Source organism: Cupriavidus sp. 05T42 (assembly GCF_056396345.1).
This window is the reverse complement of record NZ_JBFTLH010000005.1, coordinates 112,118-138,825: the sequence shown is the minus strand read 5'-3', so window position 1 is coordinate 138,825 and position 26,708 is coordinate 112,118. Positions and strand designations below refer to the sequence as shown.

The 26,708-nt window shown below is 67.1% G+C and carries 26 protein-coding genes; 21 read left to right on the top strand and 5 right to left on the bottom strand.

Features of this window, described 5'->3' with window-relative positions; genetic code table 11:
• Window positions 1–250 precede the first annotated feature (250 nt).
• The 12 genes from edd (at window position 251) to ftsB (ending at window position 13,450) form a co-directional block, all read left to right on the top strand.
• A complete protein-coding gene (gene edd, locus AC1EJR_RS08560) occupies window positions 251–2,137 on the top strand; it encodes a phosphogluconate dehydratase (RefSeq protein ID WP_092292612.1) in 1,887 nt (628 codons plus the stop codon).
• Window positions 2,138–2,325: 188 nt separating this feature from the next.
• The gene (locus AC1EJR_RS08555; protein WP_092292614.1) at window positions 2,326–2,844 is read left to right on the top strand and encodes a gluconokinase; all 519 of its coding nucleotides are present in this window, start codon (window positions 2,326–2,328) and stop codon (window positions 2,842–2,844) included.
• 243 nt (window positions 2,845–3,087) lie between these two features.
• Window positions 3,088–4,563: a circularly permuted type 2 ATP-grasp protein gene (locus AC1EJR_RS08550; protein WP_441643825.1), complete on the top strand. Its 1,476-nt coding sequence runs from the start codon at window positions 3,088–3,090 to the stop codon at window positions 4,561–4,563.
• 35 nt (window positions 4,564–4,598) lie between these two features.
• Window positions 4,599–5,672 (top strand): alpha-E domain-containing protein, encoded by a 1,074-nt coding sequence (locus tag AC1EJR_RS08545; protein ID WP_092292619.1) that lies wholly within the window; start codon window positions 4,599–4,601, stop codon window positions 5,670–5,672.
• A gap of 81 nt (window positions 5,673–5,753) precedes the next feature.
• Window positions 5,754–6,620, top strand: coding sequence for a transglutaminase family protein (locus AC1EJR_RS08540; RefSeq protein WP_477105039.1), 867 nt, complete (start codon window positions 5,754–5,756; stop codon window positions 6,618–6,620).
• Between the two features lie 152 nt (window positions 6,621–6,772).
• A complete protein-coding gene (locus AC1EJR_RS08535) occupies window positions 6,773–7,576 on the top strand; it encodes a proteasome-type protease (protein WP_177219875.1) in 804 nt (267 codons plus the stop codon).
• A gap of 39 nt (window positions 7,577–7,615) precedes the next feature.
• Window positions 7,616–8,434, top strand: coding sequence for an alpha/beta fold hydrolase (locus AC1EJR_RS08530; protein WP_477112974.1), 819 nt, complete (start codon window positions 7,616–7,618; stop codon window positions 8,432–8,434).
• Between the two features lie 175 nt (window positions 8,435–8,609).
• Window positions 8,610–10,268 carry a CTP synthase gene (locus AC1EJR_RS08525; protein WP_092292627.1) on the top strand — a complete coding sequence of 553 codons (1,659 nt, stop codon included), beginning with the start codon at window positions 8,610–8,612 and terminating at the stop codon, window positions 10,266–10,268.
• A gap of 23 nt (window positions 10,269–10,291) precedes the next feature.
• Entirely contained in the window at window positions 10,292–11,161 is an 870-nt protein-coding gene (gene kdsA / locus AC1EJR_RS08520; RefSeq protein WP_092292629.1) for a 3-deoxy-8-phosphooctulonate synthase, read from the top strand.
• 125 nt (window positions 11,162–11,286) lie between these two features.
• Window positions 11,287–11,577, top strand: a complete 291-nt coding sequence (locus tag AC1EJR_RS08515; RefSeq protein ID WP_092292631.1) for a DUF1330 domain-containing protein — start codon at window positions 11,287–11,289, stop codon at window positions 11,575–11,577.
• Window positions 11,578–11,653: 76 nt separating this feature from the next.
• Window positions 11,654–12,943 carry a phosphopyruvate hydratase gene (gene eno, locus AC1EJR_RS08510; protein WP_092292633.1) on the top strand — a complete coding sequence of 430 codons (1,290 nt, stop codon included), beginning with the start codon at window positions 11,654–11,656 and terminating at the stop codon, window positions 12,941–12,943.
• A gap of 165 nt (window positions 12,944–13,108) precedes the next feature.
• Window positions 13,109–13,450 (top strand): cell division protein FtsB, encoded by a 342-nt coding sequence (gene ftsB / locus AC1EJR_RS08505; protein ID WP_092292635.1) that lies wholly within the window; start codon window positions 13,109–13,111, stop codon window positions 13,448–13,450.
• A gap of 24 nt (window positions 13,451–13,474) precedes the next feature.
• On the opposite strand, the gene AC1EJR_RS08500 is transcribed toward ftsB, so the two are convergent.
• The 3 genes from AC1EJR_RS08500 to AC1EJR_RS08490 all read right to left on the bottom strand — a co-directional run bounded on the left by AC1EJR_RS08500 (window position 13,475) and on the right by AC1EJR_RS08490 (window position 15,512).
• Window positions 13,475–13,816: a hypothetical protein gene (locus tag AC1EJR_RS08500; protein ID WP_477113010.1), complete on the bottom strand. Its 342-nt coding sequence runs from the start codon at window positions 13,814–13,816 to the stop codon at window positions 13,475–13,477.
• A 103-nt stretch (window positions 13,817–13,919) separates the two neighbouring features.
• Window positions 13,920–14,927: an Hsp33 family molecular chaperone HslO gene (gene hslO / locus AC1EJR_RS08495; RefSeq protein ID WP_177219876.1), complete on the bottom strand. Its 1,008-nt coding sequence runs from the start codon at window positions 14,925–14,927 to the stop codon at window positions 13,920–13,922.
• A 60-nt stretch (window positions 14,928–14,987) separates the two neighbouring features.
• Window positions 14,988–15,512 carry a gamma carbonic anhydrase family protein gene (locus AC1EJR_RS08490; protein ID WP_477112972.1) on the bottom strand — a complete coding sequence of 175 codons (525 nt, stop codon included), beginning with the start codon at window positions 15,510–15,512 and terminating at the stop codon, window positions 14,988–14,990.
• A gap of 169 nt (window positions 15,513–15,681) precedes the next feature.
• Between AC1EJR_RS08490 and AC1EJR_RS08485 the strand changes: the two genes are divergently transcribed.
• Window positions 15,682–16,548: a ferritin-like domain-containing protein gene (locus tag AC1EJR_RS08485; RefSeq protein ID WP_441643824.1), complete on the top strand. Its 867-nt coding sequence runs from the start codon at window positions 15,682–15,684 to the stop codon at window positions 16,546–16,548.
• Here the strand turns inward: AC1EJR_RS08485 and AC1EJR_RS08480 are convergent.
• The gene (locus tag AC1EJR_RS08480) at window positions 16,537–18,288 is read right to left on the bottom strand and encodes an acetate--CoA ligase (protein WP_441592077.1); all 1,752 of its coding nucleotides are present in this window, start codon (window positions 18,286–18,288) and stop codon (window positions 16,537–16,539) included. The two genes, AC1EJR_RS08485 and AC1EJR_RS08480, sit on opposite strands and share 12 nt — an antisense overlap.
• A gap of 159 nt (window positions 18,289–18,447) precedes the next feature.
• Between AC1EJR_RS08480 and AC1EJR_RS08475 the strand changes: the two genes are divergently transcribed.
• Window positions 18,448–19,341 carry an alpha/beta fold hydrolase gene (locus AC1EJR_RS08475; protein WP_441592079.1) on the top strand — a complete coding sequence of 298 codons (894 nt, stop codon included), beginning with the start codon at window positions 18,448–18,450 and terminating at the stop codon, window positions 19,339–19,341.
• 20 nt (window positions 19,342–19,361) lie between these two features.
• Here the strand turns inward: AC1EJR_RS08475 and AC1EJR_RS08470 are convergent, their stop codons facing one another.
• Window positions 19,362–20,429: an NAD(P)/FAD-dependent oxidoreductase gene (locus AC1EJR_RS08470; RefSeq protein ID WP_441643823.1), complete on the bottom strand. Its 1,068-nt coding sequence runs from the start codon at window positions 20,427–20,429 to the stop codon at window positions 19,362–19,364.
• Between the two features lie 151 nt (window positions 20,430–20,580).
• Between AC1EJR_RS08470 and AC1EJR_RS08465 the strand changes: the two genes are divergently transcribed.
• The 7 genes from AC1EJR_RS08465 (at window position 20,581) to AC1EJR_RS08435 (ending at window position 26,674) form a co-directional block, all read left to right on the top strand.
• Complete coding sequence (locus AC1EJR_RS08465) at window positions 20,581–21,426, top strand: 3',5'-nucleoside bisphosphate phosphatase (protein ID WP_441592177.1); 846 nt, start codon at window positions 20,581–20,583, stop codon at window positions 21,424–21,426.
• Between the two features lie 40 nt (window positions 21,427–21,466).
• Window positions 21,467–22,102, top strand: a complete 636-nt coding sequence (locus AC1EJR_RS08460; protein WP_441592081.1) for an L-threonylcarbamoyladenylate synthase — start codon at window positions 21,467–21,469, stop codon at window positions 22,100–22,102.
• Window positions 22,103–22,169: 67 nt separating this feature from the next.
• A complete protein-coding gene (locus AC1EJR_RS08455) occupies window positions 22,170–22,835 on the top strand; it encodes a site-2 protease family protein (protein WP_092292651.1) in 666 nt (221 codons plus the stop codon).
• 5 nt (window positions 22,836–22,840) lie between these two features.
• Window positions 22,841–23,440, top strand: a complete 600-nt coding sequence (locus AC1EJR_RS08450; protein ID WP_454756932.1) for a class I SAM-dependent methyltransferase — start codon at window positions 22,841–22,843, stop codon at window positions 23,438–23,440.
• Between the two features lie 155 nt (window positions 23,441–23,595).
• The gene (dapA, locus tag AC1EJR_RS08445; RefSeq protein ID WP_092292655.1) at window positions 23,596–24,480 is read left to right on the top strand and encodes a 4-hydroxy-tetrahydrodipicolinate synthase; all 885 of its coding nucleotides are present in this window, start codon (window positions 23,596–23,598) and stop codon (window positions 24,478–24,480) included.
• A 63-nt stretch (window positions 24,481–24,543) separates the two neighbouring features.
• A complete protein-coding gene (gene bamC, locus AC1EJR_RS08440) occupies window positions 24,544–25,812 on the top strand; it encodes an outer membrane protein assembly factor BamC (protein WP_092292657.1) in 1,269 nt (422 codons plus the stop codon).
• Between the two features lie 70 nt (window positions 25,813–25,882).
• The gene (locus AC1EJR_RS08435) at window positions 25,883–26,674 is read left to right on the top strand and encodes an MBL fold metallo-hydrolase (RefSeq protein ID WP_092292659.1); all 792 of its coding nucleotides are present in this window, start codon (window positions 25,883–25,885) and stop codon (window positions 26,672–26,674) included.
• The last annotated feature ends 34 nt before the right edge of the window (window positions 26,675–26,708 follow it).

The window sequence follows — 26,708 nt, the reverse complement described above, 5'->3', positions numbered from 1 at the left end:
GTCTCGGTTGGCCATCGGCGTGGCCATTCTGGGGGATTGAAGATGTAGAGATTCTACACAGAATGACATGGGGATCGATCGGGAATCGTGGGCCTGCCCCCTTAGGGCTTTCCCGTATTTGCGTCGACAGCATCATATTTTCGCGAGAAAGCGGCTTCCGGCAGGCGGGAGGCCAAGGCTATAATGTAGAAAATCTACATATCGACGGGCGGTTCTTTGCCCGGCGCTCCCCACGAGGAACATTGTCGCCATGACCCAATCCGTTCACGCCGAGGTGTCGGCCGTTACGCAACGCGTTGTCGAGCGCAGCCGCGCGAGCCGCGCCGCCTATCTGGCGCGCTGCGAGCGGGCACAGCGGGAACTCGGCCCGCTGCGCGGCATGTCGTGCGCGAATCTGGCGCACGGTTACGCCGCGCTGCCGGCCGACGACAAGCTCAAGCTTCGCGTCGAGCACGCCCCGAACCTCGGCATCGTGACCGCGTACAACGACATGCTGTCGGCCCACCAGCCGTACGAGCGGTATCCGAACGTGATTCGCGAGGCGGCGCGAGCGGTGGGTGGCGTGGCCCAGGTGGCGGGCGGCGTGCCGGCGATGTGCGATGGCATCACGCAAGGCAACGCTGGCATGGAGCTGTCGCTGTTCTCGCGCGACGCCATTGCCATGGGTACGGCGGTCGCGCTCTCGCACAACACCTTCGATGCCGCGCTGATGCTCGGCGTGTGCGACAAGATCGTGCCGGGCCTGCTGATGGGGGCGCTCCAGTTTGGCCACCTGCCCATCGTCTTCGTGCCCGCTGGGCCGATGGCGACCGGTCTCTCGAACAAGGAAAAGGCGCGCGTGCGCCAGCTCTACGCCACGGGTCAGGTTGGTCGCGATGTCTTGCTGGAGGCCGAATGCGCCGCCTACCACGGCGCCGGCACCTGCACCTTCTACGGCACGGCCAACAGCAACCAGTTCCTGATGGAAATCATGGGCTTGCACATGCCGGGCTCGGCCTTCGTGCACCCGGACAGCGGACTGCGCGATGCGCTGACGGCGGCCGCGGCACAGCGCGCGCTGGCGCTGATCGCGCGCGGCAACGCGTACACGCCGCTCGCCCAGATCGTGGACGAGCGGGCCATCGTCAACGCCATGGTCGGCCTGCTGGCCACGGGCGGTTCCACGAACCATACCATCCACCTTGTCGCCATGGCGCGTGCCGCCGGCATCGTCATCGACTGGAATGACTTCGACCGCCTGTCGGCGGTCACGCCGCTGCTGGCGCGCGTCTATCCGAACGGCTCGGCCGATGTGAACCACTTCCACGCCGCCGGCGGCGTGGCCTATGTGATTGGCCAACTGCTCGAAGCCGGGTTGCTGCACGAGGACGTCCAGACCGTGATGGGGCAAGGGCTGGCGCGCTACACCGAGGAGCCGGTGATGACCGACGGCGCGCTGCGCTGGCGCGACGGTCCGACCACGAGTGGCGATGCCGCCGTGCTGGCACCGGCGTCGGCGCCGTTCTCGAAGGAGGGCGGGCTGCGCCTGATGGCCGGCAACCTCGGCCGGGGCGTGATCAAGGTGTCGGCCGTGGCCGACGAGCACCGTATCGTGGAGGCCCCGGCCCGCGTGTTCGACTCCCAGGAGGCGCTGCAAGCCGCCTTCGAGGCCGACGAACTGAATCGCGACGTGGTGGCGGTGGTCCGCTTCCAGGGGCCGAACGCCAACGGCATGCCCGAGTTGCACCGCCTCACGCCGGCACTCGGCGCACTGCAGGATGCTGGCCACAAGGTGGCGCTGGTGACCGATGGCCGCATGTCGGGCGCGTCCGGCAAGGTACCGGCGGTGATTCATGTGGGTCCGGAGGCGCTTGTAGGCGGCCCGTTGGCGCGGGTGCGCGATGGCGACTGGATTCGTGTGGATGCCGTAGCCGGCACATTGACCCTGGTCGGCGATGCCGCCGCGCACGCCGAATTCGCCGCGCGCATCCCGGCGACCGCGCCGGACGACGATTTTGCGCGCTTCAGCATGGGGCGCGGCCTGTTCGGACTGTTCCGGCGCCATGCCCGGATCGCCGAAGAAGGCGGCAGCGCCCTGGACTTGTCCGAGGCCGACGCCGCGCCCGCTGTCCAAACGGCCGGCGTGGTCGCACAATAGGCGGGCGCCCAACTTGCCCTGCACGCACTTAGTCGTCGTTTAGTCATCGTTTAGTCGTTTTACGATTTTCAGCAATCGCCGCGGCCAGGTATCTCCATGCCGCGGTGCACCTTCGCGCCACGTCTTTCGCGCCCGAAGGCTACCGACAAGGATGGCCCGACCATCCGACCATGATCGACGGAGCAGACATGATCTATATCCTGATGGGCGTTTCCGGCAGCGGGAAAACCACGGTCGGCCAGTTGCTGGCCAGCCAGCTGCATTGCGGCTTCCACGATGCCGACGCCTTCCACAGCGAGGCCAACAAGGCCAAGATGCACAACGGCATTCCGCTGACCGATGAGGACCGCTGGCCCTGGCTGGCCGCGATGCGCGCCGCCATCGACACCGCCCGGGCCGAGGGCCGCACCCACGTTTTCACCTGCTCGGCGCTGCGCCAGACCTACCGCGACCGCCTGACCCCGCCCGACGGCGGTGTGACCTTCGTCTTCATGAAGGGCGACGCCGGCACCATCGGCAGCCGGCTGTCGGCGCGCACGGACCATTTCTTCAACCCGGCGCTGCTGCAAAGCCAGTTCGACACCCTCGAGGAGCCACGCGACGCGCTGGTGCTGGACATCCGCCGCACGCCCGAGGCGCTGGTCCAGGACATCCTGGACAAGTGCCCGCCCGAGTCGGCCGCCTGCTCCGGCAAGCCCGCCGCCTGATCTGAACTGACCTGAAGCCGCCAGCCAGCCCTTGGCGCCGTGCCTTCGGCGGCGCCTGGCTGGCAAGCATCTTGCTAAACCGATTCGCGTGCCGGCGCGCGTGACCCTTGCGGGTTTTGCCGGTGCGGATATGCTGAAAGAGCCAACTCGACAAGGCATCGACAAACGGGCGACCGGGGAGACGGCACGGCACGGTCAGTACGAGGCCGGCGCGGGCGCCCATTTCACGAAGGAGCGGCCATCATGGCGGCGCGGTTTTTCGACGAGATGCTGGAAGGGCGGGAGGACGGAGCAGTGGCGGCCATCGAGGCCGGACAGACGCTGCCGTCAGGGGCGGTCAGGGCCCACTACCGCAATTTTGCGGACTGGATCGGGCGGCAGTCCGGTTCGACGATGGACAACAAACGCGCCGAGGCGGACCTTATCTTCCGGCGCGTGGGCATTACCTTTGCCGTCTACGGCGACAAGGACGAGTCGAACAGCGGCACCGAGCGCACGATTCCGTTCGATGTGATTCCGCGCATCTTCCCGGCCAGCGAGTGGGCCACGCTCGAGCGCGGCCTGCGGCAGCGCGTGGCGGCGCTGAACCGGTTCATCCACGATATCTACCACGGCCAGGACATCATCCGCGCCGGCGTGATTCCGCCCGACCAGATCTACAACAACGCCCAATACCGGCCGGAGATGCTCGGCGTGGATGTGCCGCGCGACATTTATGCCCATGTGGCCGGCATCGACGTGGTGCGGGCCGGCGAGGGCGAGTTCTACGTGCTCGAGGACAACCTCCGGGTGCCGTCCGGCGTTTCGTACATGCTGGAAAACCGCAAGATGATGATGCGGTTGTTCCCGGAGCTGTTCGCGCGCAACCGGGTGGCGCCGGTGGCGCACTATCCCGACCTGCTGCTGGACATGCTGCGCAGTGTCTCGCCCCAGAACATCGCCGATCCCACCGTGGTCGTGCTCACGCCGGGCATGTACAACTCGGCGTACTTCGAGCATGCATTCCTGGCTCAACAGATGGGCGTGGAACTGGTGGAGGGCAGCGACCTGTTCGTCGAGGACGAGCACCTCTATATGCGGACCACGCAGGGGCCGCAGCGCATTGACGTGATCTACCGGCGCGTGGATGACGACTTCCTTGATCCCCTCGCATTTCGTCCAGATTCGGCGCTCGGTGCGGCCGGGCTGCTGTCGGTCTACCGGGCCGGCAATGTGACGATCAGCAACGCCATCGGCACGGGCGTGGCCGACGACAAGTCGATTTACCCCTACGTGCCGGACATGATCCGCTTCTATCTGGGCGAGGAGGCCATCCTCAACAACGTGCCGACCTATATGTGCCGGCGCCCGGACGATCTCCAGTTCGTGCTCGACCATATGGCCGACCTCGTGGTCAAGGAAACCCACGGCGCGGGCGGCTACGGCATGCTGGTCGGACCGGCGGCCACGCGCGCCGAGATCGACCAGTTCCGCGAGGTGGTGAAATCGCGCCCCGAGCAGTACATCGCCCAGCCGACGCTGGCGCTGTCCACCTGCCCGACCTATGTGGAGTCGGGCATCGCGCCGCGCCATATCGACCTGCGGCCGTTCGTGCTGTCGGGCAAGGAGGTGCGCATGGTGCCGGGCGGGCTGACCCGCGTGGCGCTGCGCGAAGGGTCATTGGTGGTCAACTCCTCTCAGGGGGGCGGCACCAAGGACACCTGGGTGCTGGAGCGCTGAGCCATGGAACACGCCGATCGCCGGGAGAACCCATCATGTTGAGCCGCACCGCCGACCATCTGTTCTGGATGTCCCGCTATACCGAGCGCGCCGAGAACACCGCGCGCATGCTCGATGTCAATTACCAGACCTCGCTGCTGCCGCAGTCCGCCGAAGTGGCCGAGCAGGGCTGGTGGGCGATGCTCGATATTTCCGAGCTGACCCACGCCTTCGACCACAAGTACGGGCTGCTGCACCGCGACGACGTGATCGACTTCATGGTCCGCGACATGACCAATCCGTCGTCGATCATGAGCTGCCTGCGCGCGGCGCGCGAGAACGCCCGCGCGGTGCGCGGCTCGCTGACCACCGAGGTCTGGGAGACGCTGAACACCACCTGGCTGGATGTGCAGCGCATCATTGCCGAGGGTGAGCTGCGCGACGACCCGTCCCGCTTCTTCGAATGGGTCAAGTTCCGCTCGCATCTGGCGCGTGGCGTGCAGTTCGGCACCATGCTCAAGGACGACGCCTTCCACTTCATGCGGCTCGGCACCTTCCTGGAGCGGGCGGACAACACCGCGCGGATCCTCGATGTCAAGTTCCAGGCCTCCGGCCGGCGCGACGAGGACGATCTCGCTTTCCAGGGCGGCCAATCGCAGAGCCAGAGCCAGGGCGGGGGATTCCGGAGTCAGTCCCAATCCCAGTCCCAGGACGGTAGCGGGCAGTCCCAGAGCCAGTTGCAGAACGATGACCTGAACCGCGAGCAGAACGACTTCTATCACTGGGCAGCCGTGCTGCGCTCGGTGTCCGGCTTCGAGGTGTATCGCAAGATCTATCGCGCCGTGATCACGCCGCAACGCGTGGCGGAGCTGTTGATCCTGCGGCCGGACATGCCGCGCTCGCTGGTGTCGAGCATGGACGAGGTGGTCGCCATTCTCGCGCTGGTGGCCAACCAGCAGTCGTCGGAGACGGAGCGCCAGGCTGGTAAACTCCACGCCGACCTGAAATACGCGCGCATCGACGACATCTTCGCCGTTGGCCTGCACGCCTACCTGACCAGCTTCCTGGAGCGCATTGGCGATCTCGGCAACGGCATCAGCCGGGACTTCCTCGTCCCGCTGGCTGCCTGACGAGGTGCCGGGAACGCCACACCGTTGCCGGATCGGGCGGGTGGCGGGCCGGGCACCGGTCGCCGCGGCGCGTGCCTTATCGTGAAATACAAGATCCACCACAAGACGGTCTACCGTTACACCGAGCCAGTGCGCCGCAGCGTGCACGAACTGCGGCTCGCGCCGCGTTCGGGGCCGCTTCAGTCCGTGCAGGGCTGGACGCTGTCCGCCCCGGGCAACCTGTCCGAGGCCCGCGACGGCTTTGGCAACATCGTCCATAACTTCACGCTGTCCGGCCCCGCCCAGACGATTTCGATCACGGCGACTGGCGAAGTAGAAGTGATGATTTCGCCTCTCGATGAGGTGGAGTCGCCCGGCCACCATGGCTTCCACGACCAGCCGGACGCCGGCGAGTCGCGCGTGTCGCCCCTGTACTTTGCCGCCGCCACGCCGCTCACGCAGGCCCCGGCCGCGCTGCGCGCGTTCGCCGCGCCGTTCCTGGCCGCCGGCCACGACGTGCCGGCGTTGCTGGCGCTGGCCGATGGCATCGCGGACCGCGTGCGCTACAGCGCCAACACCACCCACGTCGGTACCAGCGCCGCCGATGCCTTCGCGCTCGGCAGCGGCGTCTGCCAGGACCAGGCGCAGGTGATGGTGGCCGCGTGCCGCGCCTTCGGCATTCCGGCGCGCTATGTCAGTGGTTACTTCTATGACCCGGCCGCCACGTCGATGGCCAGCCACGCCTGGGCCGATGTCTGCCTGGACGCCGCCAGCGCGCTCTGGTGCAGCATCGACGTGACGCACCGTTGCCTGACCGATGGCCGTCACGTACGCCTTGCCGTGGGGCGTGACTACGCCTCGGCCGCACCAATTCGGGGCATTCTGGAGGGCGGGACGGGCGAGACGATGGAAGTCGAGATCGCCATCACCCCGATTCCGCCGATGCCAGCGGTACCGGTCGCTGACTGACCCCACCCCGGGCAGCAATCCTTTCCATCAGACGGCCGTTCGAAGCGACCGATGCCGCCGAGGCGGCTCGCGCCGCGCTAGGGCGCTAGAATGCAAGCTTGCCCCTGAGCGCGCCGCCGAGCCGGCGCGCGGCCAAAACCAACAAGATTCCCATGACGTACTGTGTAGCCATGCGGCTGGATGCCGGCCTGGTATTCCTGTCAGATTCCCGCACCAACGCCGGCGTGGACGCCATTTCCACGGCCCGCAAGATGACCGTGTTCGAAGAGCCGGGCGACCGCGTGATGGTGATGATGACCGCCGGCAACCTCGCGATCAGTCAGTCGGTGCGCCAATGCCTGGCAGAGGGCCGCGACGAGAAGCGCTCGCTGTGGACCGCGCGGGACATGTTCGAGGCCGCTACCATCGTCGGCGACGCCGTGCGCGCCGTGCACAAGCGCGATGCCCATGCGCTGCGCGATGCCGGCATCGAATTCAACGTGAGTCTGGTCTTCGGCGGTCAGATTCGCGGCGAGCGGCCGCGCCTGTTCAATATCTATGCCGCCGGCAACTTCGTCGAATCGACACCGGAAAATTGCTATTTCCAGATTGGCGAGGCCAAGTACGGCAAGCCGATCATCGACCGCGTGGTGTCGCCGTCGCTGCCGCTGGGCGAGGCCGCCAAGTGCGCGCTGATCTCGATGGACTCGACGCTGAAATCGAATATCTCCGTGGGCCTGCCGCTGGACCTGCTGGTCTATGAGGCCGACGCGCTGCGCGTGACTCGCTTCGTCAGTATCGACGAACGCAACGCCTACTTCCGCATGATTCGCGACACGTGGGGCCACCGCCTGCGCCAGGTGTTCGGCGAGATCTGCAACCCCGAGTGGGATGCGGCGGAGCCGGCGGAATTCCCGCTCGCGCGCGATGACGCCGACCGCTGGGGCCAGCCTGTCCGGGCCCGCCGCGAACACTGATCGCCGCTTCCCCGGCATTCCACCCTCCCAAGACGCCGCATGCGCGACATCCTGCTGTTTTCGCACGCCAACGGCTTCCCGGTGCGCACGTATCGGAAGCTGTTCGGTGCACTGGAAGACGATTTCGATATCCGCGCCGTGGAGCGCTACGGCCATGACCCGAAGTACCCGGTCACGCGCGAGTGGCCGCATCTCGTGGAGGAATTGCTAGACGAGCTGGACCGCGCCACGCGTGATGGCACCGAGCGCCCGGTGTGGCTGGTCGGCCATTCGCTGGGCGGCTTCTTGTCCCTGATGGCCGCGCTGCGCCGGCCCGCGCGGGTGCGCGGGGTGGTCATGCTCGACTCGCCGGTGATTGCCGGCTGGCGCGCCGGGTTGCTGCGTTTCTCGCAGATATTCGGCCTCGACGAAAAGCCTGGTCCGGCGGCCGTGACGAAGAACCGCCGCACCCATTGGCCAGACGCCGAGGCAGTGCGTCATCACTTCCTCTCCAAGAAGAATTTCGCGATATGGGATCCGGAGGTCCTGAGCGACTACGCCGAGCATGGCACCGAGCCGACCGGCCACGCTGGCGAGCGGCGGCTGCGCTTCGACCGCGAGGTGGAATACACGATCTACCGGACCCTGCCGACCAGCCTGGGGCGCAAGGTGTCGCAGGGCGCGCCGGTGCCGGTGGGCTTCGTCGCCGGCACGCGCTCGCGCGAGGTGCGTCAGTGCGGCCTGGGCGCCACGCGCCGGCTGGTGGGCGAGCACCTGCGGTTCATCGAGGGCGGCCATCTTTATCCGATGGAAAAGCCGCTCGAAACCGCCGCGCTGGTGCGTGACCTGATCGGCAAGATCCGGCAGGAATCGCGGTAGACGCCGGTTAGCAGGCGGGCAGGGCGGCGCCCGTGCGGCGCATTGGGCGCAAGGAGGTGCAATGCGGCGCAACCGGGTAGCACCCCGCGCGGTTTCACCCCGGCTGTCACAATTTCCGGGGCCGCGCGGGACGGCCGCTCATGTATAATCCCGATTTCCCCGGCAAGCTCGGTTTATGACCAAATTCGTCTTCGTCACCGGTGGCGTCGTCTCTTCTCTCGGCAAGGGCATCGCTGCTGCTTCGCTCGCGGCCATTCTCGAGTCGCGCGGCCTCAAAGTCACCCTCCTCAAGCTCGATCCCTACATCAATGTCGATCCCGGCACGATGAGCCCCTTCCAGCACGGCGAGGTGTTCGTGACCGAAGATGGCGCGGAAACCGACCTCGACCTGGGCCACTATGAGCGCTTCGTTTCCGCCAAGATGCGGAAATCGAACAACTTCACGACTGGTCAGATCTACGAATCGGTGATCCGCAAGGAACGCCGGGGCGAGTATCTGGGCAAGACCGTGCAGGTCATCCCCCATATCACCAACGAGATCCAGGCATTCGTGGAGCGCGGCGCGGCTGCCTCGCACGAGGGCAAGGCTGACGTGGCGCTGGTGGAAATCGGCGGCACGGTGGGAGATATCGAATCCCTGCCGTTCCTCGAGGCCGCACGCCAGATGAGCCTGCGCATGGGCCGCAACCACTGCGCCTTCGTGCACCTGACGCTGGTGCCGTTCATCGCCAGCGCCGGCGAGCTGAAGACCAAGCCGACCCAGCACTCGGTGCAAAAGCTGCGCGAAATCGGCATTTCGCCGACGGCGCTGCTGTGCCGCGCCGACCGCCCGATTCCGGACGACGAGCGCGCCAAGATCTCGCTGTTCGCCAACATTCCGCAGGAAGCCGTGATCTCGGTCTGGGATGCCGACAGCATCTACAAGATCCCGCAGATGCTCAACGAGCAGGGCCTGGACCGCCTGATCTGCGAGGAACTGCGCCTGGATCCGAAGCCGGCCGACCTGTCGATGTGGCAGAAGCTGGTCAACGCGCAAGAAAACCCCGAGCACGAAATCACGATCGGCATGGTCGGCAAGTACGTCGACCTGACCGAGTCGTACAAGTCGCTGATCGAGGCACTGCGCCACGCCGGCATGCATACCGCCACGCGTGTGAACATCGAGTACATCGATTCCGAGGAACTGGAATCCGGCCATCTGGAAGTGCTCCAGCCGCTGGACGCCATCCTGGTGCCGGGCGGCTTCGGCAAGCGCGGCACGGAAGGCAAGATCCGCGCGATCCAGTACGCCCGCGAGAACAAGGTGCCGTACCTGGGCATCTGCCTGGGCATGCAGCTGGCCGTGATCGAGTTTGCCCGCCACGTGGCGAACATGCCCGATGCCAACTCGACCGAGTTCAACCTCGAGACCGAGCATCCGGTGGTCGCGCTGATCACCGAATGGCTGGACCGCGAAGGCAAGGTCGAGCAGCGCTCGGCCGATTCCGACCTCGGCGGCACGATGCGCCTGGGCGCCCAGCGCGTACCGGTGAAGCCCGGCACCAAAGCCGCCCAGATCTATGGCGAAGAAGTGAACGAGCGCCATCGCCATCGTTACGAAGTCAACAATCACTACGTGCCGCAGCTTGAGGGCGCGGGCATGGTCATTTCGGCCCGTACCCCGACGGAAAACCTGCCGGAGATGATGGAGCTGCCCGAGAGCCTCCACCCGTGGTTCGTCGGCGTGCAGTTCCACCCGGAATTCACGTCCACGCCGCGTGACGGCCATCCGCTGTTCAAGGCCTACGTGGAAGGCGCGCTGGCCAGCCAGCAGCGCAAGGGCAAGTCCGCCTGAGCGCGCCTAGAGAAGGAGCAGCCATGAAACTGTGTGGATTCGATGTCGGCCTCGACCAGCCGTTCTTCCTGATTTCCGGGCCGTGCGTGATCGAGTCCGAGCAGATGGCGCTGGACACGGCCGGCCAGCTCAAGGAAATCACGTCGGCGCTGGGCATTCCGTTCATCTACAAGTCGTCGTTCGACAAGGCCAACCGGTCGTCGGGCAAGTCGTTCCGCGGTCTCGGCATGGAAAAGGGTCTGGAGATCCTGGCCACCGTGAAGCGCGAGATCGGCGTGCCGGTGCTCACGGACATCCACGAGATCGACGAGATCAAGCCCGTCGCTGCCGTGGTGGACGTGCTCCAGACGCCGGCCTTCCTGTGCCGCCAGACTGATTTCATCCGTGCCTGCGCGCAGAGCGGCAAGCCGGTGAACATCAAGAAGGGCCAGTTCCTGGCGCCGCACGACATGAAAAATGTGATCGATAAGGCGCGTGAAGCGGCTCGCGAGGCCGGTCTGCCCGACGACGTGTTCATGGCCTGCGAGCGTGGTGTCTCCTTCGGCTACAACAATCTGGTCTCGGACATGCGCTCGCTGGCGATCATGCGCGAGACCGCCGCCCCGGTGGTGTTCGACGCCACGCACTCGGTGCAGTTGCCGGGCGGGCAGGGCACGAGTTCGGGCGGCCAGCGCGAGTTCGTGCCGGTGCTGTCGCGTGCCGCCGTGGCGACCGGCGTGGCCGGCCTGTTCATGGAAACGCACCCGGACCCGAGCAAGGCGATGTCGGACGGCCCTAACGCCGTGCCGCTGTCGCGGATGAAGGAATTGCTGTCGGTCCTCAAGGATCTCGATGCGCTGACCAAGCGCGCCGGCTTCCTCGAAGACAACTTCAGCTGGCCGGCCTGCGCCTGAGCCAGTGTTGGCAATGACCGCCCGCGCCTGTCGCGGGCGGAATCGTTTCCGGCCCGCATGGTCCATCCTGCACCGACCGTGACGCGCCGTATCGAAAGACAATACAAAAGATTCGGAGATCGCCCATGGCCGCCGGCTTTATCATCGCGTACGTCGACGTGACAGACCCCCAGCAATACGAGCAGTACAAGGTGCTTTCCACGCGCGCCATGCAGGCGCACGGCGCCGAGGTGCTCGTGCGCGGCGGCAAGACCGAGCCGCTCGAGGGGGAATGGGCGCCCACGCGCGTCGTGCTGCTGAAATTCCCGAGCTATGAGGCCGCCAAGACCTTCTACGCGAGCGAGGAGTACCTGGCCGCGCGGGAGTCGCGCGCGCACGCGGCGAAGATGAACATGATCGTTGTCGAGGGCGCCTGACCATCGTCGGCATGATTTGTCACGGTTGGCGGGCATTCTTGCGCAGTCACCAGATTCAACAGTCCAGAGAGGAAATATGAGTGCAATCGTAGATATCATCGGTCGCGAAGTTCTCGACTCGCGTGGCAACCCCACGGTCGAGTGCGACGTGCTGCTGGAATCCGGCGTGATGGGCCGTGCGGCCGTGCCGTCGGGCGCGTCCACGGGTTCGCGGGAGGCCATCGAGCTGCGTGACGGCGACAAGTCGCGCTACCTGGGCAAGGGCGTGCTGAAGGCCGTCGAGCACATCAACACCGAGATCTCCGAAGCCATCATGGGCCTGGACGCCTCCGAGCAGGCGTTCCTGGACCGCACGCTGATCGAGCTGGACGGCACCGAGAACAAGGGCCGCCTGGGCGCCAACGCCATGCTGGCCGTGTCGATGGCCGTGGCCAAGGCCGCTGCCGAGGAAGCCGGCCTGCCGCTGTACCGCTACTTCGGCGGTTCGGGCGCGATGCAGATGCCGGTGCCGATGATGAACATCGTCAACGGTGGCGCGCACGCCAACAACAGCCTGGATATCCAGGAATTCATGATCATGCCGGTCTCGCAGACCAGCTTCCGTGAAGCCCTGCGCTGCGGCGCCGAAGTCTTCCACGCGCTCAAGAAGATCCTGGCCGACAAGGGCATGTCCACGGCCGTGGGCGACGAAGGCGGCTTCGCGCCGAATTTCTCGTCGAACGAGGAATGCCTGAACACGGTGGTGCAGGCCATCGAGAAGGCTGGCTACAAGGCCGGCGAAGACGTGCTGCTGGCGCTGGACTGCGCCGCCACCGAGTTCTACCACGAGGCCGAGGACGTCTACCAGCTGGAAGGCGAAGGCCTGAAGCTGTCGTCGACGCAATTCGCCGACTACCTGGCCAACCTGTGCGACAAGTTCCCGATCGTCTCGATCGAGGACGGCATGGCCGAGGGCGACTGGGAAGGCTGGAAGACGCTGACCGAGAAGCTGGGCGAGCGCATCCAGCTGGTGGGTGACGACCTGTTCGTGACCAACACGAAGATCCTGAAGGAAGGCATCGACAAGGGCATCGGCAACTCGATCCTGATCAAGATCAACCAGATCGGCACGCTGACCGAGACCTTCGCCGCCATCGAGATGGCGAAGCGCGCCGGTTACACGGCCGTGATCTCGCACCGCTCGGGCGAGACCGAGGACAGCACGATTGCCGACATCGCCGTGGGCACCAACGCTGGCCAGATCAAGACCGGCTCGCTGTCGCGTTCGGACCGTATCTCGAAGTACAACCAACTGCTGCGCATCGAGGAAGACCTCGGTGACATCGCTACGTACCCGGGCAAGAGCGCGTTCTACAACCTGCGCTAAGTCCCGAATCTCCCCCTCCCGCCCCGGGAGCGGGGAGATCTCCCCCGCCGCGACACGTTCGTGTTGCAGAGTGTTGCGTTTTTTCAGGCCGATAATTTTGCATTCTTCGGCCGCATAAGGGATCATTGTGGCGGTCGTCAATCTGACGATATCCAATTTGCCCCAATGCGTCTGATTTCCCTGCTGCTGTTCGTGCTGCTGCTCGCCATCCAGTATCCGCTCTGGCTGGGGAAGGGCGGCTGGCTGCGCGTATGGGACCTGAACCGCCAGGTGCAGGAACAGACCACCCACAATCAGGCGCTCAAGCTTCGCAATGCCAAGCTGGAAGGGGAAGTCAGCGACCTCCAGGACGGCACCGGTGCGATCGAGGAACGTGCCCGCTACGAGCTGGGCATGGTGAAGGAGAGCGAGGTGTTCGTGCAGTTCGTGGCCCCGGCCCCGAAGGTCAGCGCCACGCCGCCGCTACCGCCGCCGCCGAATTCCGTTGCCGGCAAGGGCGGTCACTGAGTCGGCTTCGACGCGTTTATCGGCCTACCACCCATACGGGTAGCCACCCCAGCCGCCACCCCAGTATCCCGGGCTGCTCACGCCCACGCCGCCGCCCCAGCGGCCGCCACCCCACCCACCGTAGTACAGACTCCAGTTCGTGTTCGGATAGGCGTACGCCCATGCCTCGGCCTGCTGCTGCCGGGCGATGGCCGCTTCCTGGCCGCGCAGGATCTGCTGGTTCAGTTGCGTCAGCGACTGGCTTTCCTCGGGCGTGATCGGTGCTGGCGGCACGCCGTTGGGCATCAGCCGGGCCGTGGCCGGCGAGCCGTTGATATCGCGCGGCACGGGAGACGCGCAGCCTGCCAGCAGCGCCATGGCCAGCATCGCCACAGCGCCCGCCGGCCCGAGGCGGGAACAGGAGGAGCGGGGGCGATGGTCGGCTTGCATGGCGGTTGTCCTCAAATCATGGATTCCGGGCGGGGGCGGCTCAGTGTTGCTGGTGCGCGCCGTCGCCGGCACCGGTGGCCACGGGCGCGGTGAACAGTTGGGCGCTGTCCACGGGGTCGAACTCATAGCGCTGGCCGCAGAAGTCGCAGTGGATCTCCACGTGGCCGCGCTCGGCGATGATGCTCTCCACCTCGGCCTGGCCCAGCGACTGGAGCATGCCCGCCACCTTGGCGCGCGAGCACGAGCACTGAAAATGCGGCGTCATCGGCTCGAAGACGCGCAGCCCGGTGGCCTGCAGGTCTTCCCAGAACAGGCGGCGCAGCAGCGTGTCCGGCGACTCCACCAGCAACTCCTCCTCCTTGAGCGTGGCGCCGAGCTGGCAGGCGCGGTCCCAGGTGTCGAGGTCCTGCGCGCGGCCAGCCTCGTCAAGTGCCGCGCCGGTCTCGCCCACTTCCATCGTGCCGCCGTACGACGGCAACTTCTGCAGTAGCATGCCGGCCGCCACCTGGTCGTTCGAGGCGAGCCACAGGCGCGTGTCGAGCTGCTCGGACGCCTGCATGTAATGCTCCAGCACCGCGCCGATCGACGACAGCGGGCCGTGCTCGTCCGACAGCGGGACGATGCCCTGATAGGCCTGCTGGCCCGGCAGCTTGTCCTGCGGGTCGAGCGTGATCGCAAAGCGGCCCTGGCCGTGCACGTTCACCATCTGCCTGAGCGTGGCGTCGTCGGCGATCTCGACGTCTTCGGCGATCTTGGCCGTGGCGCGCATCGAGAGGTCCGACAGGCATTCCACCACCAGCATCCGCACCGGGCCGTCGCCATGCAGCTGCATGACGAGTGCCCCGTTGAACTTGAGATTGGCTGACAGCAGCGCCGCCGCCGCCATCATCTCGCCCAGCAGGCGCCGCACCGGCGCCGGATAGGCATGGCGGTTGAGCACCTCTTGCCAGGTGGCCTCCATGCGGACCAGTTCGCCGCGCACCGGGGCGGCGTCGAACAGGAATTTCTGAAGGGTGTCGGGATTCGAGGTTGCGGTCACGTTCGTCATCTATCTAGCGGTAAGGCGCGGGTTGCGGGCGCGCGGGCGGGGCCGCGCGCTGGTATGTCATCAGTCGATGCGCTTCAGGTCGGTCTTGTACATCGCCTGGCGCTTCGCGTAGGTCTCGGCGTTGCGGTAGAGGTTGGCCACGTCGGCATCGGTCAGCTCGCGCACGACCTTGGCCGGCGCGCCCAGGATCAGCGAGCGGTCCGGGAACACCTTGCCCTCGGTCACCACGGCGCCGGCGCCAACCAGGCATTCCTTGCCGATCACGGCGCGGTTCAGTACCACGGCCTGGATGCCGATCAGCGACCCTTCGCCCACGGTGCAGCCGTGCAGCATGGCCTGATGGCCGACGGACACCTTGTCGCCCAGCGTCAGCGGCGCGCCCGGATCGGTATGGAGCACGGAGCCTTCCTGGATGTTGGTGTCTTCGCCCACCATGATCGGTTCGTTGTCGCCACGGATCACCACGCCGGGCCAGGCGCTTGCGCGCGCCTTGAGCGTCACGTTGCCGATGATGGTGGCTTCGACGGCCACGTAGGCATCGCTGTGGATGGTCGGGGCGAGGTCGCCGATCTGGTAAAGCGCCATGGGGTCTCCTGGGTCCTGCCTGAGGCAGTGGGGCTGATGATGCGATCTGAGGTAATTGGGGATGGCCGCCGCGATTAAAAGAGCACTGAAGGGCGCGCGCACCCCGGCGAACCGGCGTGGTGACACGCTGCGACGCTCTACAATGGCGACTCCCCGGAATTTTACGCCTATGCCAGTCACCGCACCCGCCGCCGGCCTCGATTTGCCGCATGCCCGCCTGCTACGCCACCGCGCGCTGGAAGTGCTATGCATGACCGATGCCAGGGCGAAGGCCGATGCGGCGCGGGCGCTGTTCGAGGCCGTGGTGGCCGCAGAAACGGCCGGGCAGGCCATCGGCGATACGGATACGGCACTCGCTCCCGCTGCCGGCCTGGCCTTGCCGGGCCGGCCCGCGCGCCCGGAACTGGTGCCGCCCCAGAAGGTGGAGCGCCGCCGCTCCCTGCGCACCCCGGCGGGGCGGGCGGCGATGATTCATGCCCTGTGCCATATCGAATTCAACGCGATCAACCTCGCGCTGGATGCCGCGTGGCGTTTTGCCGGCATGCCGCCGCGTTTCTATCGCGACTGGCTCCAGGTGGCGAGCGAGGAGGCCCTGCATTTCACGCTGCTGGCCGACCATCTGAGCACGCTGGGCGCCGAATATGGCGACTTCCCGGCGCATAACAGCTTGTGGGAGATGTGCGACAAGACCGCCGACGACGTGCTGGCGCGCATGGCGCTGGTGCCGCGCACGCTCGAGGCACGCGGGCTGGACGCCTCGCCGCCGGTGCGGGCGAAGCTGGCCGAGGCCGGCGACGAGGCCGCCGCCGCCATCATCGACATCATTCTGCGCGATGAAGTGGGGCACGTGGCCATCGGCAACCACTGGTATCGGTGGCTGTGCGCGCAGCGCGGGCTGGACCCCGTGCCGACCTACGCGGTGCTGTCCGAGCAGTACCGCGCGCCCCGGCTGCGCGGCCCGTTCAACCTCGAAGCCCGCCGCGCGGCGGGCTTCGACGAGGACGAACTGGCCTGGCTGGAAGCCTCAGCCGGCTGAGGTGGGCGCCGGCGCCCCCCCGGCTGCTTTCGCTTTCTCCTGCTCCTGCAGTCGCAACACCCGCCGCTGGATCTTGCCGGTGGTCGTCATCGGCAGTTGATCGATGAATTCAATCGCCTTGGGATACTCATAGGGGGCTAGCTGTCCCCGAACATGCTGCTGCAATTCGGCGATCAGCGCGGCGTCGTTGTCGAACGAGCGCGCCACGGCCGGGGTCAGTACGATGAACGCCTTGACGATGGCCCCGCGCTCGGGGTCCGGCGACGGCACCACCGCACAGTTCGACACCGCCGGGTGCTTGAGCAGGCAGTTTTCGATCTCGCTCGGCCCGATCCGATAGCCCGACGACTTGAACACGTCGTCCGCCCGGCCCTGATACCAGAGATAACCGTCCGCATCCATGCGGGCAAGGTCGCCTGTGCGGCACCAGCGCAGGCCGTCCAGCTCGGTGTACTTGCCCGCCGTGGCGGCCTCGTTCTTCCAGTAACCGAGGAAGAAGACCGGGTCCGGATGCCCGTGGATGTCGGTAGCGCAGACCGCCACCTCGCCGTCCTCGTCCGGCGCGCAGGGGCGGCCCTCGTCGTCGATCACGGCCACGCGGTGGCCCGGGTAGGGGCGGCCCATCGAGCCCGGCCGCGCCGGCCAGCCGAGGCGGTCGTCGTCGTACTGCGCGGTGCAGTTGCCGACGATGTAGTTGATCTCGGTCTGGCCGAACATCTCGTTGACGATGACCCCGAGGGCGTCGCGGCACCACGAGAACACGGTCTCGCCCACGGCCTCGCCGGCACTCATGACCGCGCGCAGCTTCAGCCGGTAGCGCGTGGACGGGTCCGGGCACGCCTTCATCATCTGCTTGAGCGCAGTGGGGAACAGGAAGGTGTTGGTCACGCCATAGCGTTCGAGCAATTCGAAGGCACGTTCGGCGGAGAACCGGCCCTGATAGCCGACGATGGGCTTGCCGAAGTACAGCGCCGGCATCAGCGCATCCCACAGGCCGCCGGTCCAGGCCCAGTCGGCCGGGCTCCAGAACACGTCGTCGTCCTGCGGATACCAGTTCTGCGAGCAGACGAAGCCGGTTAGGTTGCCGATCAGCGCCCGGTGTGGCAGCAGCGCGCCTTTGGGCGGCCCGGTGGTGCCGCTGGTGTAGATCAGCACGGCGGCTTCGTCGGCCTTGGTCTGCTCGGCCGTGAAGGTAGGCAGTTGGGCGGCCAGCAGGGCGTCCCAGTCCAGGTCGCCCCGGCCCGTGGCGGCGCCGGCGCCAATCACGGTGCGCAGGGTGGGGCAGTCCGGGCGGGCGGCGAGCAGGTTGTCGATGGCGGTCTCGTCGGCAATCGCCACGCGGGTTTCGCTGTGGTCGATGCGGTACGAGAGGGCCTCCGGGCCGAACAGCATCGACAGCGGCATGGCCACGGCACCCAGCTGGTAGACCGCCATGCCGGCGATCACGGTCTCGATGCGCTGGGGCATGACGATGGCCACGCGGTCGCCCCGGCCCACGCCCAGCGCGCGCAGCGCGCGGGAGAGCCGGTTGGCCTCGGCCTGGATATGGGCGTAGGTGTAGGCGTCGCGTCGCCCATCCTCGTGCTCGGTGTAGACCGCCACGCGGTCCATGGTGGCCGGGTCTCGGGCCCAGCGGCCGCAGCAGACATCGGCCAGGTTGAAGTGCTCGGGCACGTTCCAGCGGAACGCGTCATGAAGCGCGCGATAGTCATCGCGGCGCGTAGCCGGCAAGGCGGTCATCCGGTTGTCTCCGATGTTTTTGCGGCGTCAGGCCGGGCGGATCGCTATAATCGGCCAGGCGAACGATCGTTCTATTTTTATCCAGGCTGCCGCGCGGCCCCCCATCCGCCGCGCGCCCGAGAAGACCTGGCAATACAGAGACAGAAGGGTAGAGACACCATGACCATCACGGAAACCTCGCGTTCCGAATTTATCACGCTGCGCGGCCTGCGCACGCACGTTCGCCACTGGGGCACGCCCGGCGCGCCCAAGCTGTTCATGCTGCACGGCTGGATGGATGTGGCCGCCTCGTTCCAGTTCCTCGTCGATGCGCTGGAGCGCGACTGGCACGTGATCGCCATGGACTGGCGCGGCTTCGGCGAGACCGACCTGCCGACGCGCTACCCGGGCACCACGTCCTACTGGTTCCCGGACTACGTGGCCGACCTCGAGGCGCTGCTCGATCACTACCAGCCCGAAGGGCAGGTGGATCTGGTGGGCCACAGCATGGGCGCCAACGTGGTCTGTATCTATGCGGGAGTGCGTCCGCAGCGCGTGCGGCGCGTGGTGGATCTGGAGGGCTTCGGCCTGACCCGCACCCGACCGGACCAGGCGCCAGGCCGGCTGGTGCGCTGGCTGGACGAACTGCGCGCGCAGCCGGAGCTGCGCACCTACGAGAGCGAGGCCGCCGTGGCGGCGCGCCTGCAGAAGACCAATCCGCGCCTGCCCGACGATCGCGCCGCCTTCCTGGCCGCGCACTGGTCGCGCCGCAACGCCGAGGGCCGGTGGGAGATCCTGGGCGACGCGGCCCACAAGATGACCAATCCCATGCTGTATCGGATCGACGAAATCATGGCGATCTGGGCCAAGGTGGAAGCCCCGGTGCTACACGTGGAGGCGCGGGACTCCGCCACGCTCCAGCACATCGCCCACAAGCAGCCGCTGGACGAATTCCGAGAGCGCTTCCGCGCCTTCCCGGACTTCCGCGAAGTCACGGTGGATGACGCCGGGCACATGCTCCACCACGACCAGCCGCAGGTGGTGGCGCAGCTGATCGAGGAATTTCTCGCTTGATGACGAGTCGGGATGATGCCTCACGCGTGCTTGAGCTTCTCCTTGAGCGCGGCGTTGTTGCTGGTGTGCACGTGCACCAGCGACTTCTCCGGGAAGGCGTAGTGGTACGCCTTGCGCAGCGCGAGCGCGGCCTCATGGAAGCCGGAGAGGATCAGCTTTTGCTTGTTCGGATAGAAGCAGATGTCGCCGGCCGCGAAGATGCCGCGGCGCGAGCTTTCATAGGTGGTGGTGTCCACCATGATGCGGCCCGCGCGCATGTCCATGTCCCACTGGGCAATCGGCCCCGGCTCGGACACCAGTCCGTACAGCGCCACGAGTTCGTCGGCGGGCAGCGTCTGCTCGCCGTCGCGGGTCTTGATCGTCGCGGCGGTCAGCCGGTCGGCGTCATCGGTCTGCAGGCCGCCGAGCATACCGACGACGAAGTCCATCTCGCCGGCCGCCACTGCCGCGCGCATCGACGCCACGGTGTGGTCGGCGGCGCGGAAGCCCTCGCGCCGGTGCAGCAGCGTCACGCGCCCGGCCACCTTGCGCAGCGCGAGCGCCCAGTCGAGCGCCGAATCGCCGCCTCCGGCCACGATCACACGGCGGCCGGCAAAGCGCGAGGTGTCGCGCACGGCGTAGTGCAGGTGCCGGTCCTCGAGCGCGGCGGCCTCGGGCAGCGCCACGCGCTGCGGCGCGAAGGCCCCGGCGCCGGCGCAGACCAGCACTGCCGCCACGTCGAAACGCTTGCCGGCGTCGGTGGTCACCAGCAGGCGCGGATGGCCGTCGGCGCTGGCGTGCTCGCTGACGCTGTCGGCGCGCTGGCTGAAGTGCATCGGGAACGCGAACGGCGCGCATTGCTCCATCAGCCGGTCCACGAGGTCCTGCGCCAGGCAGCCCGGCACGGCCGGAATGTCGTAGATCGGCTTCTCGGGGTAGAGCTCGGTGCACTGGCCGCCGGCCCGGTCGAGCACGTCGATCAGCTCGCATTTGAGCCCCAGCACGCCCGCCTGGAACGCGGCGAACAGGCCGACCGGCCCGGCGCCGACGATCAGCACATCGGTCTGCGTGGTTTCTTGGGGAGCGAGCGGGGAGGGCGTGGAAGACATGATCGAGGCAGGTGCGCGGCGGGCGCCAGGTGGCGCGCGGCGCATGGGGGAGCGGAACAAGGCCCCATCATACCTTGCGTGCCTTGGGAATCCGGGCACGCCACCGTTGGCGGCAGGGCTAAAAGACCCTGCCAGGAGTAGAATGAAGACCATGCAAAACCCGCACGCCATCAACGCCGATCTGCACTGCCACTCCACCGTGTCCGACGGGATGCTCGCGCCACGTGACGTGGCCGCGCGCGCCCATGCCGGTGGCGTGGCTTTCTGGGCGTTGACGGACCACGACGAGGTGGGCGGCCAGCGCGAGGCGCGCGACGCCGCCGAGGCACTCGGCATGCGCTATGTGCCTGGCGTGGAGATTTCGGTCACCTGGGCCGGCCAGACCGTGCACATCGTGGGCCTGCAGATCGATCCCTTCCATCCGGGCCTGATCGACGGCCTGGCCCGAACCCGCGACGGCCGCGCCCGGCGCGCCCAGGATATCGGCGAAGCGCTGGCCAAGGTCGGCATCCACGATGCCTACGCCGGCGCGCTGCGCCATGTCGGCAATCCTGACCTGATCTCGCGCACCCATTTCGCGCGTTGGCTGGTGGATGAAGGCTATTGCGCGACCATCAGCGACGTATTTAGCGAATATCTGTCCGATGGCCGCCCCGGCTTCGTGCCGCACCGCTGGTCGAAGCTGTCCGAGGCGATCGGCTGGATCCGTGACGCCGGCGGCGTCGCTGTGATGGCCCACCCGGGCCGCTACAACTACACGGCCACCCAGCACGACGCGCTGTTCGACGAATTCACCCAACTGGGGGGCCGCGCCGTGGAGGTCGTGACCGGCAGCCACACGCCCGACCAGTTCCGCCGCTATGCCGATGTGGCGCGCCACTACGGCCTGTTGGCCTCGCGCGGGTCGGATTTCCATGGTCCCGGCGAGGGCCGGGTCGATATCGGCACGCTGCCGCCGCTGCCATCGGACGTTACCCCGGTCTGGCACGACTGGTAGCCGTCCGCCCGCCCCGCCTTCCGCCCCCGACGATCCCTGAATGTCCCAGTACTTCGAGATTCACCCGGTCAACCCGCAGCTGCGCCTGATCAAGCAAGCCGCGCAGATCCTGCGCCAGGGCGGGCTGATTGCGCTGCCGACGGACTCCAGCTACGCGCTGGCCTGCCCGCTCGACGACAAGACGGCCGTGGAGCGCCTGCGCCGGCTGCGCGGCATCGACGACAAGCACCATCTGACCCTGATGTGCAGCGACCTGTCCGAGTTGGGCAACTTCGCGCGCGTGGATAACCGCCAGTACCGCTGGATCAAGGGCGCCACGCCGGGGCCGTACGTGTTCATCCTCGAGGCGACCAAGGAAGTGCCGCGCCGGCTGTCGCACCCGGCCCGCAAGACCATCGGCGTGCGCGTGCCCGACCATGCTGTGCCGCTGGCGCTGCTGGCCGAACTGGGCCAGCCGATGATCTCGGCCACGCTCCAGATGCCCGGCGATGACGAACCCATGAACGATCCGGCCGAAATCCGCGCCCGGCTGGAGAAACAGCTCGACCTGGTGGTGGACGGCGGCCCGGCGCCGGCGCAGCCGACCACCGTGATCGACCTGAGCGGCGGCGAGCCGGAACTGGTGCGGCTGGGCCGGGGCGATGTGGAACGCTTCGGGCTGTCCGCCACGCTTTGAAAATCGGCCACGCTTTGACACAAACCGGACAGCCTGCGGGCGCCATTGCACGGATAGAATAGGGCACATGGATTCCTCGCTCATCCAGACCGTTGCGGTCTACGCCCTGCCAGTCTTGTTCGCCATCACGCTGCATGAGGCCGCCCACGGCTATGTGGCGCGCTTTTTCGGCGACGACACGGCCTACCGGCTCGGCCGCGTCAGCCTGAACCCGATCCGGCATATCGACCCGATCGGCACGGTGGCGGTGCCGCTGCTGCTGTATTTCCTGACCGCCGGGCAGTTCGTGTTCGGCTTCGCCAAGCCGGTTCCGGTAGTGTTCGGCCACCTGCGCAACCCGCGCTGGCATGGCATGTGGGTGGCCCTGGCCGGCCCGGCCAGCAATCTCGTGCAGGCGTTCATCTGGGCGCTGGTGGTGATCGGGCTGGCCTGGGCGCAGGTCCAGGAGCCGTTCTGGGGCCAGATGGCGCGCGCCGGGGTAATCGTCAACGTGGTCGTGGCCGCCTTCAACCTGTTTCCGATCCCGCCGCTGGACGGGGGACGCGTGCTGACCGCCTTCCTGCCGCAGCGCGTGGCGGCGGCCGTCAGCCGCATCGAGCCGTATGGCATCTTCGTGGTGCTGGCGCTGGTGGCGGCGGGCGTGATCACGCGGGTCTGGATGCAGCCGGTGATGAGTCTGCTGCTGTCGGTGGTCGAGCTGATGCTCCGGCCGATCATCCTCCTGCTGCAATAAGCGCCATGACGCTCGCGCACGTGCCACTGGGCGCGCCTTCGTCGTGGGTGACCCGCTGGGCCCACCTGATCCGGCCGGGCGGCCGCGTGCTCGATCTCGCCTGTGGCAGCGGGCGCCACGCGGCCTGGCTGGCGGGGCAGGGGTTTGACGTGCTGGCCGTGGATCGCGACGCCGAGGCCGTGGCGGGGCTGCCCGCCGGCGTGGTGGGCCGGGTGGCCGATCTCGAGCAGGACGGCTGGCCGCTGGGGGACGTGACTGACGGGGCGGACGGGGCGCCGCTGGACGCCATCGTGGTCACCAACTACCTGCACCGCCCCCTCTGGCCGCACCTGCTGGCGGCGCTGGCGCCTGCCGGGGTGCTGATCTATGAAACATTTGCAATTGGTAACGAAACCGTCGGCAAGCCGTCCCGGCCCGACTTCCTGCTGAAATCGGGCGAATTGCTCGACATGGCGCGCGGAACCCTCCGCGTGGTTGGGTACGAGGACGGGGTGGTAGAAGTGCCGAAAACGGCGTTCGTCCAGCGGATTTGTGCCGTGCGCGAGTCCACGGGCGGCGCGCCGGGCACCGCGCCACCGCGCTACAGGCTGCCGGCGCGGCCCTAGGCTGGCCGGTCGGGCGGTGCGCCCGGCCCGTGTCAGCGCGCAGGGCGCTTCACACGTTGAAAATCCTGATGTTTCCCCTCACCCCGGGGGAGTCCGGAGCGGCTGACGGTTCCGGTACAATCCCGGATATTCGATTTCCCGAGTTTCCTTAAGCTATGACACAGATTACCGGCAGCATCGTGGCCATCGTCACCCCGATGCATGAGGATGGCAGCCTGGATTACCCCGCGCTGCGCACCCTCATCGACTGGCATGCGGCAGAAGGCACCGATGGCATCGTGATTGTGGGCACCACGGGCGAGTCTCCGACCGTCAACGTGGAAGAGCATTGCGAACTGATCCGCGTGGCCGTGGAGCAGTCCAACAAGCGCGTCCCGATCATCGCCGGTACGGGCGGCAATTCCACCAAGGAAGCCATCGAGCTGACCGCCTTCGCCAAGAAGGTCGGCGCCGATGCGTCGCTCCAGGTGGTGCCGTACTACAACAAGCCGACGCAGGAAGGCATCTACCGCCATTTCCGCACGATCGCGGAAGCGGTGGAGCTGCCGGTGCTGCTGTATAACGTGCCGGGCCGTACCGTGGCCGATATGACCAACGACACCATCCTGCGCTTGGCGCAGGTGCCGGGCATCGTCGGCGTGAAGGAGGCCACGGGCAACATCGACCGGGCCGCGCAGCTGATCAAGGATGCGCCGGAACACTTCGCGATCTACAGCGGCGACGACCCCACCGCGGTGGCGCTGATCCTGCTGGGCGGCCACGGCAATATCTCCGTGACGGCCAACGTGGCGCCGCGCAAGATGCACGAGATGTGCGTGGCGGCGCGTAACGGCGATGTGGTGACCGCACGCCGGCTGCATATGGAAATGATCGAGCTGAACCGCGCGATGTTCGTCGAGGCCAACCCGATTCCCGTCAAGTGGGCGCTGCAACAGATGGGCAAGATGGCCGGCGGCATCCGCCTGCCGCTGACCCCGCTGGCCGAAGCGCAGCACGAGACCGTGCGCCGCGCGCTGGCCAACGCCGGCCTGCTCGCCTGACCTTAACCTTACCGGCTGAACCTTGGCGTATCGCCGCCTTCTTGAAACCAGGATTACGTGTCAATGAAACAGAAGCTTAACCGTCGCGGCGCGACGCAAGTCCGCCGTGCCGCCATGGTCGCGCCCGTGCTGGCCCTGACCCTGATCGCCGGCTGCAGCAGCATCAATGAGGCCATGCAGCCGGACAAGATCGACTACAAGTCCCAGGGCAAGAAGACGGCATCGCTGGACATTCCGCCGGACCTGACCAAGCTCGACGGCGAGCGCCGCTACACGGTGCCCGATGCCTCCGGCACGTCCACGCTCTCGAACTACACCCAGGCCAACGCCGGGCGTGCCCGCGAGGCCAGCCCGACCGACAACGTGCTGCCGGGCGCCCAGGGCGTGCGCATGGAACGCGACGGCAACCAGCGCTGGCTCGTGATCAGCAACGGCATGCGTGCCGACCAGCTCTGGCAGACCCTGCGCGGCTTCTGGCAGGAGAGCGGCTTCCTGCTGGTGCAGGACTCGCCCGAGACCGGCATCATGGAAACGGACTGGGCTGAGAACCGCGCCAAGATCCCGCAGGACATCATCCGCAACACCATTGGCAAGGTGTTCGACGGCCTGTACTCGACGTCCGAGCGCGACAAGTTCCGCACGCGCGTGGAGCGGTCGCAGAACGGCCAGCTCGAGGTGTTCATCAGCCATCGCGGTGCGCAGGAACAGCTGACCGGTGTGGACAAGACCAGCACGGTCTGGACGCCGCGCCCGGCCGATCCTGAGCTGGAAGCCGAATTCCTGTCCCGCCTGGCCCAGCGCCTGGGCGTGCAGAAGGAGCAGGCCGACCGCATGGCCAAGAACCCGACGCCGGCCGGCATCGGCACGAATGACGCTGCCGCCAATGCCGCCACGCCTGCGGTGGGCACCGCCGCCGCCACTGGCATCGGCGCCGCTGCAGCCACCGGCGCACCGTCGGCCGACGGCAGCAAGTCGTTTATGTCGCAAGTCAATGGCACGCCGGCGCTGCAATTGCCGGAGCCGTTCGATCGCGCCTGGCGCTCGGTCGGCCTGTCGCTAGATCGCGTGAACTTCACGGTGGAAGATCGTGACCGCGCCCAGGGCCTGTACTACGTGCGCTATGTGGATCCGCGTACCAGCGTGGACGATCGCGGCTTCTTCTCGAAGCTGTTCACGAAGGCGAACGACGGCAAGACGGCCAAGAAGTACCGCGTGGCGCTAAAGGGCAACGGCACGGGCACCACGGTCACCGTGCTGAACGAGGCCGGGCAGCCGGAGAACACCGAAATCGGCAAGAAGATCCTGTCGCTGCTGGACGAGCAACTGCACTGATGGGTCTTTGTCGCAGTCAGACGGTCCCGACGGCTCCTGCCGTCGGGAACCATCCCGAGCGAGCGCATCGATGATGCGCTTTGCTTTTTTGGGCAGTGGCAGCGAAGGCAACTCGCTGCTGATCGAGGCCGTCGATGGCACCACGGTGACCCGTGTGCTGCTCGACTGCGGGTTCGGCATCCGTGAGACCGCGCGCCGGCTCGAGCGGCTCGGCGTCACGCCGGGCCAGCTCGACGCGGTACTGGTCACGCATGAGCATGGCGACCACGTGGGTTCGGCCTACGCGTTCGCCGCGCGCCACAAGCTTCCGGTTCATACCAGTCACGGCACCTGGCTCGCCACCGCGCACATGCGCGGCGCCGATGTGGCCGATGTGCGCGTGTGCTGCGCCGACCACGCGTTCTCGGTGGGCGGCTTGCAGATTCTGCCGTACACGGTTCCGCACGATGCCCGCGAGCCGCTTCAGTTCGTGCTGACCGATGGCAACGCGCGGCTTGGCGTGCTAACCGATGCCGGCATGGAGACCCCCTACGTCACAGCGCGGCTCGCTGGCGTGGATGCGCTGGTTCTGGAGTGCAACCATGACCGCGAGATGCTGCGGAATTCGGCTTATCCGTATTCGTTGAAACGGCGTATCGGCGGGGATTTCGGGCACCTGGCCAATGAAGTGGCGGCGGCGATCCTGTCGCGGGTGGCGCATGGCGGGCTGTCACGCGTGGTGGCCGCTCATTTGAGTCAACAGAACAACACGCGCGCGCTGGCCTCGGGGGCACTTGCGGCCGTGCTTGGGGTGGCGCCGGAGGAGATCCTGATTGCAGATCAGGAGGAGGGGCTGGGATGGCAACCGGTCCGCGGCATGTGATTCAAGATTATCTGAGGCCGGAACGGTGCTGAAG

Bases quoted from the DNA above. Each gene is read 5' to 3' on its own strand.
- hslO (WP_177219876.1), bottom strand. From the start codon at position 14,927: ATGACGAACGTGACCGCAACCTCGAATCCCGACACCCTTCAGAAATTC.
- AC1EJR_RS08480 (WP_441592077.1), bottom strand. From the start codon at position 18,288: ATGACCGCCTTGCCGGCTACGCGCCGCGATGACTATCGCGCGCTTCAT.
- AC1EJR_RS08470 (WP_441643823.1), bottom strand. From the start codon at position 20,429: ATGTCTTCCACGCCCTCCCCGCTCGCTCCCCAAGAAACCACGCAGACC.
- AC1EJR_RS08555 (WP_092292614.1), top strand. From the start codon at position 2,326: ATGATCTATATCCTGATGGGCGTTTCCGGCAGCGGGAAAACCACGGTC.
- AC1EJR_RS08530 (WP_477112974.1), top strand. From the start codon at position 7,616: ATGCGCGACATCCTGCTGTTTTCGCACGCCAACGGCTTCCCGGTGCGC.
- AC1EJR_RS08500 (WP_477113010.1), bottom strand. From the start codon at position 13,816: ATGCTGGCCATGGCGCTGCTGGCAGGCTGCGCGTCTCCCGTGCCGCGC.
- AC1EJR_RS08535 (WP_177219875.1), top strand. From the start codon at position 6,773: ATGACGTACTGTGTAGCCATGCGGCTGGATGCCGGCCTGGTATTCCTG.
- AC1EJR_RS08550 (WP_441643825.1), top strand. From the start codon at position 3,088: ATGGCGGCGCGGTTTTTCGACGAGATGCTGGAAGGGCGGGAGGACGGA.
- AC1EJR_RS08545 (WP_092292619.1), top strand. From the start codon at position 4,599: ATGTTGAGCCGCACCGCCGACCATCTGTTCTGGATGTCCCGCTATACC.
- ftsB (WP_092292635.1), top strand. From the start codon at position 13,109: ATGCGTCTGATTTCCCTGCTGCTGTTCGTGCTGCTGCTCGCCATCCAG.
- AC1EJR_RS08460 (WP_441592081.1), top strand. From the start codon at position 21,467: ATGTCCCAGTACTTCGAGATTCACCCGGTCAACCCGCAGCTGCGCCTG.
- eno (WP_092292633.1), top strand. From the start codon at position 11,654: ATGAGTGCAATCGTAGATATCATCGGTCGCGAAGTTCTCGACTCGCGT.
- dapA (WP_092292655.1), top strand. From the start codon at position 23,596: ATGACACAGATTACCGGCAGCATCGTGGCCATCGTCACCCCGATGCAT.
- edd (WP_092292612.1), top strand. From the start codon at position 251: ATGACCCAATCCGTTCACGCCGAGGTGTCGGCCGTTACGCAACGCGTT.
- AC1EJR_RS08525 (WP_092292627.1), top strand. From the start codon at position 8,610: ATGACCAAATTCGTCTTCGTCACCGGTGGCGTCGTCTCTTCTCTCGGC.
- bamC (WP_092292657.1), top strand. From the start codon at position 24,544: ATGAAACAGAAGCTTAACCGTCGCGGCGCGACGCAAGTCCGCCGTGCC.
- AC1EJR_RS08515 (WP_092292631.1), top strand. From the start codon at position 11,287: ATGGCCGCCGGCTTTATCATCGCGTACGTCGACGTGACAGACCCCCAG.
- kdsA (WP_092292629.1), top strand. From the start codon at position 10,292: ATGAAACTGTGTGGATTCGATGTCGGCCTCGACCAGCCGTTCTTCCTG.
- AC1EJR_RS08475 (WP_441592079.1), top strand. From the start codon at position 18,448: ATGACCATCACGGAAACCTCGCGTTCCGAATTTATCACGCTGCGCGGC.
- AC1EJR_RS08465 (WP_441592177.1), top strand. From the start codon at position 20,581: ATGCAAAACCCGCACGCCATCAACGCCGATCTGCACTGCCACTCCACC.
- AC1EJR_RS08485 (WP_441643824.1), top strand. From the start codon at position 15,682: ATGCCAGTCACCGCACCCGCCGCCGGCCTCGATTTGCCGCATGCCCGC.
- AC1EJR_RS08435 (WP_092292659.1), top strand. From the start codon at position 25,883: ATGATGCGCTTTGCTTTTTTGGGCAGTGGCAGCGAAGGCAACTCGCTG.
- AC1EJR_RS08450 (WP_454756932.1), top strand. From the start codon at position 22,841: ATGACGCTCGCGCACGTGCCACTGGGCGCGCCTTCGTCGTGGGTGACC.
- AC1EJR_RS08490 (WP_477112972.1), bottom strand. From the start codon at position 15,512: ATGGCGCTTTACCAGATCGGCGACCTCGCCCCGACCATCCACAGCGAT.
- AC1EJR_RS08455 (WP_092292651.1), top strand. From the start codon at position 22,170: ATGGATTCCTCGCTCATCCAGACCGTTGCGGTCTACGCCCTGCCAGTC.